9 protein-coding genes are annotated in these 14,119 nt (G+C 41.4%); 4 read left to right on the top strand and 5 right to left on the bottom strand.

The genetic code is table 11. The features are described 5' to 3' along the window. The 3 genes from ACP2AF_RS09505 (at position 1) to ACP2AF_RS09495 (ending at position 3,476) form a co-directional block, all read left to right on the top strand. Positions 1–2,145: an OmpA family protein gene (locus ACP2AF_RS09505; RefSeq protein ID WP_425235933.1), complete on the top strand. Its 2,145-nt coding sequence runs from the start codon at positions 1–3 to the stop codon at positions 2,143–2,145. Between the two features lie 178 nt (positions 2,146–2,323). Then, complete coding sequence (locus tag ACP2AF_RS09500) at positions 2,324–2,635, top strand: cupin domain-containing protein (protein ID WP_425235932.1); 312 nt, start codon at positions 2,324–2,326, stop codon at positions 2,633–2,635. Between the two features lie 55 nt (positions 2,636–2,690). Beyond that, entirely contained in the window at positions 2,691–3,476 is a 786-nt protein-coding gene (locus ACP2AF_RS09495) for an SDR family oxidoreductase (RefSeq protein ID WP_425235931.1), read from the top strand. Here the strand turns inward: ACP2AF_RS09495 and ACP2AF_RS09490 are convergent. Then, positions 3,471–4,358: a tetratricopeptide repeat protein gene (locus ACP2AF_RS09490; RefSeq protein ID WP_425235930.1), complete on the bottom strand. Its 888-nt coding sequence runs from the start codon at positions 4,356–4,358 to the stop codon at positions 3,471–3,473. The genes ACP2AF_RS09495 and ACP2AF_RS09490 overlap by 6 nt on opposite strands. 218 nt (positions 4,359–4,576) lie before the next feature. On the opposite strand from ACP2AF_RS09490, the gene ACP2AF_RS09485 reads away from it, so the two are divergent. Beyond that, on the top strand, positions 4,577–10,666 hold the full coding sequence (locus tag ACP2AF_RS09485; protein ID WP_425235929.1) for an alpha-2-macroglobulin family protein: 6,090 nt from the start codon (positions 4,577–4,579) through the stop codon (positions 10,664–10,666). 49 nt (positions 10,667–10,715) lie between these two features. On the opposite strand, the gene ACP2AF_RS09480 is transcribed toward ACP2AF_RS09485, so the two are convergent. The 4 genes from ACP2AF_RS09480 to ACP2AF_RS09465 form a co-directional block, all read right to left on the bottom strand. After that, complete coding sequence (locus ACP2AF_RS09480) at positions 10,716–11,246, bottom strand: DUF4136 domain-containing protein (RefSeq protein ID WP_425235928.1); 531 nt, start codon at positions 11,244–11,246, stop codon at positions 10,716–10,718. A 62-nt stretch (positions 11,247–11,308) separates the two neighbouring features. After that, positions 11,309–12,310, bottom strand: coding sequence for a GTPase ObgE (gene obgE / locus ACP2AF_RS09475; protein WP_425235927.1), 1,002 nt, complete (start codon positions 12,308–12,310; stop codon positions 11,309–11,311). Between the two features lie 50 nt (positions 12,311–12,360). After that, complete coding sequence (locus tag ACP2AF_RS09470; protein WP_425235926.1) at positions 12,361–12,882, bottom strand: GNAT family N-acetyltransferase; 522 nt, start codon at positions 12,880–12,882, stop codon at positions 12,361–12,363. Positions 12,883–12,966: 84 nt separating this feature from the next. Continuing rightward, positions 12,967–14,073, bottom strand: a complete 1,107-nt coding sequence (locus ACP2AF_RS09465; RefSeq protein WP_425235925.1) for an adenylate kinase — start codon at positions 14,071–14,073, stop codon at positions 12,967–12,969. Positions 14,074–14,119: the final 46 nt, after the last annotated feature.

The raw sequence follows: 14,119 nt of genomic DNA, 5'->3' as shown, positions 1-14,119 counted from the left end.
ATGAGAAAGCTACTATTCATATTTCTTGTGGTAAATTCATTGACCCCCATTTTGGGCCAACAGGAGTTGAAGCGCGCGGATACCTATTTTGAAAGGGCATTCTATAGCGACGCGATTCCTTTATACGAAGCATTATTACCTCGTAATAAGAGTTCAAAGCTCATCAAGAACCTTGCGGACTGTTATTACAAAACTTATAATATGAAAGCTGCCGCACGATGGTATGCTTACTTGATATTAAACTATGGGGAAAATGTGGATGAGAGCTATCATTTTAAGCTAAACCAATCTTTGAAGGCTATTGGTGACTATGACCAAGCGAACACGGTTTTGTTGGATTTCTATTACCAAAGCAACCAAATGGAAAAAGTAGACCAGCTCAAAAAGGAATTTGTGTATTTAGAAAATGTTGGTGCCATTGGTGAGCGTTTCGCTATTGAAAATCTAAATATCAACACGTCTACTTCTGAATTTGGTGCTGTACTTGTGGATTCGAACTTGGTATACACGGCCTCTAGGAAAAAATCTGGCGCTGTTCCAAAGCTCTATCGGTGGAACAACCAGAATTATTTGGATATCTATGCACACCCCATACAAAAATTGACCTTGGGTGATAGTTTAAGTACTCCGTTATCCAATACAATCAACACCAAGATGCACGAAGGTACTTTTGCCTTTACCAAAAATCGAAAAACCATCTACTTTACCCGAAACAGCGGGAAGAAGACCGACACGAAAAAAATTACACATCTTAAGATATACAAAGCGGAGTGGGTAGATGGGGAATGGAAAAACAGTGTTGAACTTCCCTTTAATGACAATGCATTCTCCGCGGAACATCCAGCGTTAAATGAAGATGAAACAAAACTGTACTTTGCATCCGACCGAGAAGGCGGGTTTGGGTCTTTTGATCTCTACTATGTCGATATCCGATCGGATGGATCCTATGGGAATCCTATTAATCTGGGAAAAGATATCAATACGGACAAAAAGGAACAATTTCCTTTTTTAGACCAAAAGGACAATCTATATTTCTCCTCCAACGGACACCCTGGTTATGGTTTATTGGATGTCTATATCTCCAAAAACGAGAACGGAATTTTTCAAAAACCGGATAACCTAGGTTTACCTGTAAATAGCGGTTATGATGATTTTTCCCTATCCCTAAATCCCAATGAAAAACAAGGTTTCTTTTCCTCGAACCGTCCCGGAGGAAAAGGTAGTGATGACATGTATTCCTTTAAGGAAAACAAACCGCTCATCATTGAGGATTGCAAACAATTTATCGCCGGAGTCCTGACCGATAAAACCACAAATCTTCCTATTTCCATGGGAAAAATAAGCTTGTTGGATACTGAAGGGAAAGTCATAAAAACAATTATGACGGGTCAGGATGCTTCCTTTAAATTTCTGGCAGAATGTGCAGTCGAATACAAAATCGAGGCCAAAAAAGAAGGATACGAAGACAATTTCAAAATCGTCCTAACAGATAAGGAACGAAATTCCATCAAAGACGGTTCCGTTACTTTGTTCTCCTTGGAGGAGCGGCAAAAGCAAAAAGCATTGGAACTCCAAAAAAAGAAGGAAGAAGCAGAAAAAATGGCCCTTGCAGAAGCCGAAAGAAAACGCGAAGAGGAGAGAATAGCCAAGGAACAACGCCTAAGAATGGAAAAAGAAAAAGAGGAGAAGAAAAAAATTGCGGAGAAAAAAGCGGAAAAAGAACATCTACAAAAAATTGAAAAAGTCATTCAGCAGGAAGAGGACATTGTTAAAGAAGATGGACGTACCCTTATTAAAACCGAAGAAATTCATTTTGACTACAGCATGTGGTACCTCAGAAGAGAGTCTCGCAAGCGCTTGGGCAAAGTCATCAAAATCATGAAGTCCAACCCTGGAATAGTTCTTGAAATCGGTACACATACCGATATTCGTGGCAATAGTGAATACAATAGAAAGCTCTCCCAAAAGCGGGCGGACTCAGCTAAAGAGTTTCTTGTTGAAAACGGCATTGCAGAAAATAGGGTTATTGCTAAAGGTTATGGTGAATCTAGACCCATTGTAGAATGCGAAACTGTGGAAAGCTGTACGGAGGAAGATCATGAGTGGAACAGACGTTGTGAACTGGTTATTGTTAAATGGGAATAAAAGGATAAAACCACTTCTCAAGAAGAAACATGGGACAAAACCTCAGCTCCCAACAAAGTAATCGAAATCCACTTTACAAAATTGAGGTAAATAGTTAAAGCCCCGAAAGGTTTTGAATACCTTCCGGGGTTTTCTTTCCTGAATGGATTCTTTATATTCGTTAGATAGAATCCATCATATGAACCTCACCGATATCCCTTCCAAAGAAATCATGCCCGGTTATCATGGCAAACTTGTCCATACCCAGAATATGAGCATCGCTTTTTGGGAGGTAGAAAAGGACGCCAAAGTCCCTTTGCATTCCCATGAAAATGAACAAGTAATGCAAGTTTTGGAAGGAAAATTCGAGTTTACCTTGGATGGAATTACCGAAATCTATGAAAAGGATGATATGGTGGTAATTCCACCACATACACCCCATAGAGGAAAGGCTTTGACCTCCTGTAGGTTAATGGATGTTTTTAGCCCGGTCAGAGAAGAATACAGATAATGGGATCGTATCCCTTTGAAAACTAGAGAGCAATCTATTTATCTTAAAAAAAGACATGAACATTGATTTAAAAGGGAAAAAGGCCTTGGTCGGCGGTAGTAGCGGCGGTATCGGAAAGGCAATAGCTTCTCAATTGGCAAAAAGCGGTGCCAGTATAACCTTGATGTCCCGTAGCGAGGAGAAACTAAAGGAAATTGTTTCGGACTTGCCTACCGACCAAGGGCAATCACATCAATATTTGGTGGTGGATTTCAATGATTTTGAAGCCTTTAAAAAAATCATTTCCAGCTATTTTGAGCACAATTCCGTGGATATCTTGGTCAACAATACCCAGGGACCGACCGCTGGTAATACATTGGAAAAAAATGTATCAGATTATCAGGAAGCCTTCGATCTCTTGTTCAAAACCGTAGTATTTACCACAGAACTGGCCTTAAAACAAATGCAGCAAAAGCAATGGGGACGCATAATTAATGTGGCCTCCGTATCCGTCAGGGAACCCCTTTCCTATCTGGCCCTTTCAAACACGATTCGGGCGGCAGTGGTTACCTGGGCCAAAAGTTTGGCGACAGATGTAGGCTCCTATAATATTACCGTAAACAGCGTTCTAACTGGATATTTTGATACGGACCGTATCGCGCAACTCAATGTAAAAAAAGCAGAGCAATTGGGTATTTCCACAGGCGAAGTACGTTCGGAAATGGAATCCCGAGTTCCTTTAAGACGAATTGGAAAACCAGAAGAGTACGGCTACTTGGTCACTTTTTTGGCTTCGGATAAGGCGGCGTATGTTACCGGTACTTCCATCCCCATAGATGGTGGTCTATTAAAAAGTCTATGACCCCATATCCATCGTATTGATAACCTTTTGCTCTTCCAAAGCGGGTTTCAATGTATCATCTATACTTAGTGCTTTGGCAATCCATTTTTCAGCATTAGGTTTGTCCTTCTTTTTTCTATAAAGTTTTGCCATCCTAAAATAGGCCCATTTTAAAGGTACACCGTCCAAAGGCGTATAGTTTTTGATATATTGCCCCATGTGGTACAGACCTTGGCCCAATTTAACACCATACTCCCCGCAGACCTTTCCTATTTGATAATGTAGTTGGTTTCGTTCTATATTCCCCAAATCGTCCAAAAGCCTTAAGGCATATAAATAATTGTCCTTTGCTTTTTTGGGGTCCCGATCATACTCATGAATGTAACCCATGGCCAAATAGCCATCAATAGGAGATATGGATTTTAATTCTTTTGCATGGTCAAAGGCTTTAGACGTACTACCCCCCAAAATACCGGGCAAGGTGATATAGAGATCCACCAAAGCCCACTGCATCCCGATCGACTTAGGATTTAGGAATGCGGCCCTTTTTAAATTTTCCTTTATTTTGCCCACTAGTCCAAGGGCCACAATTTTATTACTGCCCTGGGCCTTTCTCGCCAAAACACCACCATACTTAAAAGCATAATCCGCGGCTTGGGGGTAGGCAGCCGTAAGTTTTTTGTAAATGGCAATGGCCTCGTCCCATTTGCCCTGATAACCATAAACTTCCCCTAATTTATCCTTTATGCTCTTGTCCGAAGTAAGGCGAAGTTGTCTTAAAAGCTTAGCCTCGGCTTTGGCATACTCCTTTTCATTAATGAGTTGATCTACATCAGGGTCTGTGTATTGTGCTAGACATACGAACGATTGTACAAAAACCGATAGAAAAAGAAAGTGTTTCATGGAAAACCGAAACTTTGATGTTTTGTCGTTGGTTTTTTCTATCCCTTAATCTTTTGATGTTATTTAAGTTGCAAAGTGGTTATTCAAACTCATCCAAAAACGACGTTCCCTCATTTAAACTTTCCAATGGCACAGGTTTTGCTCACTTTTGTTGCGTAATTTTATCTCAGGTGACCTAAAACATGTTGGTCCCATGATGAGACGGAATACATTTTAAAATGAGATATCTAGTAATACCTTTTACAATACTTCTATTTTCAATGGCAAATGCGCAAAAGGGCACTTCTTACGAAGCACTTTGGAAGCAAGTGGAAAAATTGGAAAATGAGGCATTGACCAAATCGGCCTTGAAGATTGTTCAATCCATCTCCGAAAAAGCAAAGAGAGAAGGTAGCTCGCCTCAAATAGTCAAGGCGTTGTTATATACCTCCAAATACGCCCTAACATTGGAAGAGGACGCACAGCTGAAGATTGTAAGCGATTTTATGTCCGAAATCCAAAAGACGGAGTTCCCTACCAAAAATGTATTGGAAAGTTACTTGGGAAATCTGTATTGGCAGTATTTTCAACAGAATCGCTATCAATTCTACAATCGTACAAAAACGGCGACCAAAGTAGACAGTACAGACTTTCGGACATGGGACTTAACCACGCTTTTTGAAGAAATAAATATACATTTTGCTGCCTCGTTGGAAAATTCATCAGAACTGCAGACCTTACATGTGGATGAATTCCAAGAAATCCTGACCAAGCAGAAAGGTTCTGAAATCTATCGCCCAACGTTATTCGACCTATTGGCACATAACGCTCTTGAGTTCTATAAGGTCTCAGAAAACAGCATTACAAGACCAGCGGACAAATTTGAAATAGACGACCCAAAGTTACTTTGCGAGGCTTATCAATTTACACAGCTATCCATTGATTTTACCGACAAGACTTCCCTGCAATCCAAAGCCTTGAAAATCTATCAAGAACTTGTGGAATTTCATTTTCCGAATGTTCGATTGGAGGCCTTGGTAGATGTGGATATTGAACGATTACGATTTATTCATCAAAATGCGCTTTTCGCAGATAAGGATACGGCCTATCTTGATATTCTCCAAAACTCAGCTGAAAACTTAAGCCATCATGAAGTATCCGGCTTGTATCGATATGAAATCGCCCAGTTATACTACCAATGGGGGAACTCATACCAACCCAATACCAAGGAAGAACATCGGTGGAAGTTAAAAGAAGCACTGACGCTCTGTGAATCGGTCATTGCACAATTTCCCGAAAGCAGGGGTGCCGAAAAGTGTAGGGCCCTACAATCGGAAATTCTTTCCAAAAGCCTGCAATTAACTATAGAACAACATGTTCCCATAGATTCTCCCTCCCGAATATTGGTCAGCTACAAAAACCTTAACCAACTTCAGTTTGTAGCCTATAGAGCTTCAAAAAATGATATGAAGCAATTGACCAAGCTGTACCCGGAATCCAAACAACTGGACTTTATCAAAAAATTGTCCGCCATCGAACAATGGGAGGCACCATTGAAAAATGAAAATGATTTCCAACGGCATGGTATTGAAGTTTTGATGCCTAAATTGGGCAATGGACAATACATTATTTTGGCTGTTCCCAAGGGAGATATAAACAAAACGTTCGCCTATGCCAAGGTCCAGGTGACGAATTTAGCCTTGGTAGAGACCCAAACCTCGGAATACCATCAGTTTCAACTCATTGACCGAAACGGTGGAAAACCCCTGGAAAACGCTACGTTGCAATTTACATATCAAGAAAACTACGATCGTAAGTTTTTATCCAAAACATTTACAACCAATGACAAGGGTTTTATACGGATTCCACTTGGCACTAAACGATGGACCTCAACAGGTATAAAGGCGATTTATAATGAAGATACCGCCTATTTTGGGGAGTATTATATCGGCTCAAAATCAAATCCACAGATTAACCAGTCCATTGATAATTCCGCTTTTTTATTTACCGATAGAAGTATCTATAGACCAGGGCAAACATTATATTTTAAAGGAATAACGGTTTCGAGAGAAAACGATGTGTCCAAAATCTTGCCCAATATTTCGGCAACGGTAAGCTTAAGGGATGTGAATTATCAGGAAGTGGCTGAATTAGAGGTAACAACCAATGAATATGGTTCGTTTTCCGGAAAATTCATATTGCCAGTAACCGGACTTACCGGAAATTTTTCATTGGGGGTAAGCTCAAAAACCATCCAAATCAATGGAACTGCGGACTTTTCCGTGGAGGAGTATAAGCGACCTAAATTCCAAACCTCCCTTGAACCGGTAACGGAAATCTATAAGGTTAATGATAGTATTACGGTGAAGGGTACGGCCACTGCATATGCAGGTAGTGCCATTACCGATGCCCAAGTGGCCTATACCGTACGTCGAGTTGTGTATTTTCCAAGATGGTATTATTGGAGCAGGCCCTCTGTTAATAGATCTGAACAAGAAATTGCATACGGCAACACCGTTACCGATGCTTCAGGGAACTATACCATCCATTTCAAGGCAATCCCGGATAATAGCATTGGAAAAGAACATCTCCCAACCTTCAGTTATGAAATTATCGCAGACGTAACGGATATTAATGGTGAGACGCACACGGCGACCCATATCGTCCGTGTGGGTTACCACAGCCTCAACGCCGAAGTCAGGGCCCAAGATAGACTGAATAAAAATGCAAAAGACCATAAAATTGAAGTAACTACAACTAATTTAAACGGTCAAGCCGTTGGTGCCAAGGGGACTCTTAAAATGTACAAGTTACGGGGCCCTAAACATATTCTGCGCAATCGGCCTTGGGCCGCACCTGACTATCAAAATTGGGACAAGGCCAGTTTTAAGAAACTTTTCCCACATGATGCCTATACCAATGAACATGATTTTACGACTTGGGCAAAAGGAAAATTGGTGTGGGAGTCTAGTTTTGATACAGAAAAATCTACTGAAATCCTCTTTAACGCTTCGAAAAAATGGGAATCGGGGAAATACATTTTGGAACTCAAAACCCAGGACAAATTCGGACAAGAGGTAGAGGCCAAAACCGTTACAACACTCTTTAGCGAAAAAGACGCGACTTTGGCTGACAACCCATTGTTTGATATAAGGCTAGATAAATCCGTATATCTCCCTGGTGATAGGGCAAAAGTCGCCTTAGCCTCAGCGGCCAAAAACCTTTGGGTAAACGTAACCGTGGAAAAAAATCGAAAAATCGTAGATACCCGAATCATTCGATTGAATAAAAATACAGAAAGCTTTACCATTCCGATAACGGAAGCTGATTTGGGTGGTTTTGCCATAAATTATAGTTTTTCGGCATTCAATGCCTTTACCTCAGGCTCCTTAATGGTTCCCGTACCTTATCCCAAGACTGATCTAGAAATCGAAACGGTGACTTTTCGGGATAAACTCAAACCGAATACAGAGGAAACCTGGACCTTCAAAATAAAAGGTCCAAAGGGCGATAAAGTAGCCGCAGAACTTTTGGCTAGCATGTACGATGCTTCTTTGGATGCTTTTCGAGGACACTCTTGGAACACCGGTTTTGATTACCGACCTAACTACTATTCAGATATCTATAGTAACGCCTATAGAAGTTTTGGAATAGAAGGTTTCCGGGTATACAACGCTTTTTCCAATGGATACAATTACCAGCCTCAGTATTATGATACTTTTGATTGGTTTGGGTTTCATTTTGGAGTTGGGCCAGGAATCCGTGGATATGCCAGTGGTTTGGTCCGAAAATCTGGGCCTCCTTCATCAGCCCCAGTGGAAATTCTGGAAGATAGTTCCGAGCTGGAGGAAATGGTTGTGGTTCAAAATGGCCTTACAGGAAATGTCGCCGGGATTGCGGAATTTGACAAAGCACCAGAGGACAGTCAACGTGAGCAAAAAGAGGAGGATTTTAGCACTGTTCCCATTCGCAAAAATCTTAATGAAACTGCATTTTTCTTTCCGCAGCTACACACGGACAAAGAAGGCAATGTATCCTTTAGTTTCACCACATCAGAAGCTTTGACTACTTGGAAATTACAGTTATTGGCCTATGACAAGAATTTGCAAAGTGCATACAGGTCCATGGAATCGGTAACCCAAAAGGAGCTTATGGTTATTCCCAATGCTCCTCGTTTTTTACGCGAGGGCGATGAAATTACCCTGAGTACCAAGATTGCCAATCTTACCAATAAAAAACTTTCCGGCCAAGCTAAGTTACAATTGGCCGATGCCCTTACAGGTGAGGACATTACAAAAAAATTAATTTTGATTTCTTCCTCTTCCGAAGAGATGTCCGTCCGATCAGAAAAAAAGGGATTTTCCGTTGATTCATTGGGCAATACCCAAGTCTCGTGGCGATTAAAGATTCCTGAAGGCACACAGGCCGTACAGTACACCGTACTTACCAAAGCAGGAGATTTTAGCGATGGGGAACAAAATGTACTTCCCGTTTTGACCAATCGGATTTTGGTAACGGAAACCTTGCCGATGTGGGTCAATGGTAATCAGACTAAAACATTTGTTTTGGATAAGTTAAGAGACAATACCTCTACCACGCTTAGCAACCATAAACTGATTTTGGAAATCACCTCCAACCCGGCCTGGTATGCGGTACAGGCCCTACCCTATCTCCTGGAGTATCCCCATGAGTGTAACGAGCAAATCTTTGCAAAGTATTATGCCAATACCTTGGCCAACCATATTGCCCATAACAATCCAAGGATACAGGAGGTATTTAATCAGTGGCGGAATTCCGATGCACTCCTAAGCAATTTGGAAAAGAACCCGGAGCTAAAATCACTTTTAATAGAGGAAACCCCATGGTTACGGGATGCTCAATCGGAGACGGAACAAAAAAAGCGGATTGCCCTGTTATTCGATCTTAACACTATGCGGAACGAGCGGGCCAATTCCTTGGGCAAACTTCAACAGAACCAAATGTCTTCCGGGGCTTGGGCATGGTTCAATGGGGGACGGGCCAACCGGTATATCACACAGCACATCATTACGGGATTAGGCCATTTGAAACATTTGAAAGTTACCGATGGGGATGATGGTACCCACCAAATGCTTCAAAACGCCATTCGTTATCTCGATACTGAATTTCTCAAGGAATATGAGCAGATGAAAAAGTATGCGAAGAACCTAAAAGATGATCATTTAAGCCAAATGCAAATCCATTACCTCTACATGCGTAGTTTTTTCAAGAACATTAAGGCCACCAAAAAGGTGGATGAAATTTTGGCATACTATCAGGAGCAAGCACAAAAGTTTTGGACAAAAAAAGGATTGTACTCTAAAGGGATGCTGGCCTTGGCCCTTTTTCGTATGAATGATAAGATTACGGCCAACAAAATTTTAAAGTCCTTGAGGGAGAACAGTATCTCCAATGAGGAGCTAGGCATGTACTGGAAGGAAAATACCTCCTCTTGGCATTGGCACAAAGCTCCCATAGAAACGCAAGCCTTAATGATAGAGGCGTTTTCAGAAATAGAAAACGATTTCAAGGCAGTGGACCATTTAAAAGTGTGGTTGTTAAAACATAAGAAGACCAACCAATGGGAAACTACAAAAGCAACTACAGAAGCAGTCTATGCACTTTTGTTGCAGGGAAGCGATTGGCTTTCGGTTACCGAAACGGTAGATGTGGTTGTAGGAAAGGAAAAGATAGATCCCTCCCAACTTGAAAATGTAAAGTTGGAAGCAGGAACCGGGTATTACAAAACTTCTTGGAGCGGCAAGGAAATTGAATCCAAAATGGCAAATGTTGTACTCAAGAAAAAGGGGCAGGGCATTGCTTGGGGTGGATTATATTGGCAATATTTTGAGGATTTGGATAAAATTACTTCTGTGGAAACCCCATTACGACTCAAAAAGACACTCTTCCTTAAAAAGAATACGGATACCGGCGAAGAAATTTCAGCGATAACCCAAACCACTGATTTGAAAGTGGGGGACCTGGTACGGGTACGTATTGAACTCCGGGCCGATAGGGATATGGAATTCATTCATATGAAAGATATGCGGGCGGCGGGTTTTGAACCCGTCAATGTGCTTTCCAGTTACAAATTGCAGGATGGACTGGGTTATTATGAAAGTACCAAGGATGCCAGTACTAATTTTTTCTTTGACTATTTGCCCAAAGGCGTATATGTCTTTGAGTATGATCTTCGGGTCAACAATGCCGGAGATTTCAGTAATGGCATAACTACAATTCAAAGTATGTATGCCCCGGAATTCAGTAGTCATAGCGAAGGAGTTCGAGTCTTGGTAAGTAATGGACAATAGGCTTTAAGAAAGCAAATGCAAAAAAGAGCTTTATAAAAGGTTTGATTCTTTATTTTCTTATTTTCGGTGGGTATTTGGATAGCACTTTCTCCACAATTTCTTTTAGCTTTTGCTCGCGCTCCAAGGGGGATGCATCTTCCTTGAAGGAACTTTCACTGACTGCTTGCCAAAAGAGCATATCCTTTTGATTATCAACAAAGTCAAATTGAATCTGACGTTCCAGGTTGGGCCTACCTACCGGGATGCCTATGGAAACACCGCCACCAACGTTTCCACCGCCACCGCCCACTCCTAAACCCACATTGCTATTGCGGGGAGTTTGGAATGTATTGCTCTGGATATTGATCAAAAAATCAGGTTCCTCGGAAAAGACTAAACCTTTGGATTTTAGGGCAATATCCAATACTCGAAATAGTCTTTTATTATCCAATTCACTAAGCCCAGTATCCATGTCCGAATAATAATTGAAGGTAGTATAGTTGGAAAAATCAGTGGCCTTGTCATAATCATAGTTGACCCGAATAGCATTGCAAGAACCCAAAAGAAGTACAAGAAGAATGTATCCTGTTATTTTCATCATCTTACTTTCCTTAAAAATACTGAAAAAAGAAATAACACTTTAGTATTCGGTACTGTATTCGATTAACCGTTGAGCATGGTCCAAAGCCTATCCTTTAACTCTTGCATACCCAGCTGCGCTATGGAAGAAATGAATAAGTAGGGTATTTCCTTAAAATCCTTGTCCAGTTCCATACGCATCATTTCCATCAGTTCCTCGTCCAATAAATCACTTTTTGATATGGCCAACAGACGCTGTTTATCCAGTAGTTCCGGATTGTAACGTCTTAGTTCATCCAGTAAAATTTCATATTCCTTGCTGATATCCTTACTATCCGCCGGAATCAAAAAAAGTAAGGTGGCATTCCGTTCTATATGTCGCAAAAAGTAATGGCCAAGGCCCTTGCCTTCGGCAGCTCCCTCAATGATTCCAGGAATATCGGCCATTACAAAACTCTGGAAATCTCTATGCTTCACAATCCCGAGATTGGGTTTTAGAGTCGTAAATTCATAATCCGCTATCTTGGGCTTTGCAGAAGTAACGACCGAAAGCAAGGTAGATTTTCCGGCATTGGGGAAGCCAACCAAACCTACATCGGCCAATACCTTTAATTCCAAAGTTATCTGTTTTTCCTGCCCGGGTAATCCAGGTTGGGCATATCTGGGTGTTTGATTGGTGCTACTTTTAAAATGGGAATTGCCCAAACCGCCTTTGCCCCCTTTCAATACAATTTTTTCTTCTCCCTCGTCCGTAATCTCAAAAAGAATGGCATTGGTCTCCGTATCCCGGACAACCGTACCCAAGGGCACTTCCAATATGATATCCTCCCCATTGGCACCAGTGCTGGTCTGCTTACCACCATGCCCCCCGTGGCCGGCCTTAAAATGTCTTTTGAACTTATAATGAACCAATGTCCATAAATTGGTATTCCCCCGAATGATAATATGGCCCCCACGACCACCATCACCTCCATCCGGCCCGCCTTTGGCCACAAATTTTTCGCGCCGAAGATGCGTAGATCCCTGGCCTCCCTTACCCGAGGCTAGGTGAATTTTTACGTAGTCTACAAAATTACCTTCGGTCATAAATCTAATTTCATAATCGCCTAAATCGGCATCCTTTAGGTAAGCCCTATTTATTTAAGTGGGCTCGAAATCACATAGGTAATCCCTTCTTCTTCAGGTAATACCCAAGGCCTTTCAGTTTCGTTTAATCTTTTGGCCCCAATTTTTTCAAGTGCTCTTTGAGAACGAAAATTCTTTGGGTGGACATAAAAAACAACATGTCCGCAGGACTTTAGGGCATAGTTCACCATTAACTTCTTAACCTCCCGATTGTAAAGGCCGCCCCAATAATGCCTGGCTAAAAATGACCATCCTATTTCCACAACGCTATCAATTTCGTCCACTATCTTAAACCTGGAACTCCCCACAACGTTTTTCGATTGCCCATCCTGTATGAGCAAAGCGCCTTGGGATATAAGGGATTCCTCAAAAAACCGGTTAAATTCCTTTAAAATATAACGATCTTTGTTTTGATGCTGTTCCCATATCAAGGAGTCGGATGCTACTTTGAACAAATCTTCAAAATCTTCTCCTCTTAGCGGTCTAATGGTCACCAAGTCATTTTCCAAAAACGGCTGAAGATCAAAATTCATCCCAACATATTAAACATCAAACTGCCAAAATCATGAGCGGTCGGAAAATTGATTCTCGGATCAATTTTTGAAGCATAATACGCCCTAAAGTTCTTCTATCACCTTCCCTAAGCGCATGGTAATTTCATCTATGGCCCCAATACCACTAACACTGTGGAATTTGCCTTGGGTCTCATAATAGTCCTTTAAAGGAGCTGTCTTTTGGTTGTATTCCTCAAAACGGTTGCGAATTTTGGCCTCGTCCTGATCGTCCGAACGGCCACTTACCTTACCACGTTCCAATAGCCGTTGAATAAGCACTTCGTCATCCGCCTCCAAAGCGATAGTGGCATTGATTTTCATATTCTTGGTTTCCAACAACTTATCCAAGGCCTCGGCTTGGGCATTGGTTCTTGGGAAACCATCAAAAATGAACCCACTGGCTTCCGGATTTTTGTCTACCTCATCCCGCAGCATATTAATGGTCACTTCATCGGGTACCAAATCGCCTCGATCCATATAGGATTTTGCCAGCTTGCCCAAATCCGTTCCATTTTTAATGTTGTAGCGAAATACATCCCCGGTGGAGATATGCTTTAGATTGTATTTTTCTTTTAGAAATTCGGCCTGAGTTCCTTTTCCGGCACCCGGTTTCCCGAACAATACAAGGTTGATCATATGCTTTTGGTTTAATTGGTATACTTCTTTTAGGTTTCGACCCAGTTCCTTGTAATCCAAACCATAGCCCACAATAAATCTATCCGGAATTTCAATGCCCACGTAGTCTATTGAATACTCTCCATTATATACCTCGGATTTATAAAAAAGACTTGCGACTTTGAATTCCTTCACGTTGGAATTGGAAAACAAATGGACCAATTGCTGCAACGTACGTCCGGAATCTATGATATCCTCTAGGATAATTACACTACGGCCCTCTATGTTCTCGGGAGGATCTAAAAGTGTCTCCACAATCCCAGTTGAGGTAAGCCCTTGGTAGGAGCTCAATTTTACGAAAGAAACCTCACAGGAATAGGCATAGGCCTTAAGGAAATCCGAAACGAACATGAAGGCACCGTTTAGGACACCTACAAAAATAGGGGTCTTCTCCTTATAGTCTACCGCAACTTCATCAGCAATTTTCTGGATAGCTGCTGTAATCTGACTTTCGGTCAAAAAAGGTTTAAAATATTTATCGTGAAGCTTTATCAAAGGCACAATTTTATCTGGGATGGCAAATATACCAATTTGATTTTGC

It is taken from the genome of Ulvibacterium sp., assembly GCF_965248315.1.
Taxonomy (GTDB): Bacteria; Bacteroidota; Bacteroidia; order Flavobacteriales; family Flavobacteriaceae; genus Ulvibacterium.
This window is presented reverse-complemented; position numbering and strand designations above follow the sequence as displayed.

Coding starts and splice junctions, on each gene's coding strand:
- ACP2AF_RS09505 (WP_425235933.1), top strand. CDS start 1: ATGAGAAAGCTACTATTCATATTTCTTGTGGTAAATTCATTGACCCCC.
- ACP2AF_RS09500 (WP_425235932.1), top strand. CDS start 2,324: ATGAACCTCACCGATATCCCTTCCAAAGAAATCATGCCCGGTTATCAT.
- ACP2AF_RS09495 (WP_425235931.1), top strand. CDS start 2,691: ATGAACATTGATTTAAAAGGGAAAAAGGCCTTGGTCGGCGGTAGTAGC.
- ACP2AF_RS09490 (WP_425235930.1), bottom strand. CDS start 4,358: ATGAAACACTTTCTTTTTCTATCGGTTTTTGTACAATCGTTCGTATGT.
- ACP2AF_RS09485 (WP_425235929.1), top strand. CDS start 4,577: ATGAGATATCTAGTAATACCTTTTACAATACTTCTATTTTCAATGGCA.
- ACP2AF_RS09480 (WP_425235928.1), bottom strand. CDS start 11,246: ATGATGAAAATAACAGGATACATTCTTCTTGTACTTCTTTTGGGTTCT.
- obgE (WP_425235927.1), bottom strand. CDS start 12,310: ATGACCGAAGGTAATTTTGTAGACTACGTAAAAATTCACCTAGCCTCG.
- ACP2AF_RS09470 (WP_425235926.1), bottom strand. CDS start 12,882: ATGAATTTTGATCTTCAGCCGTTTTTGGAAAATGACTTGGTGACCATT.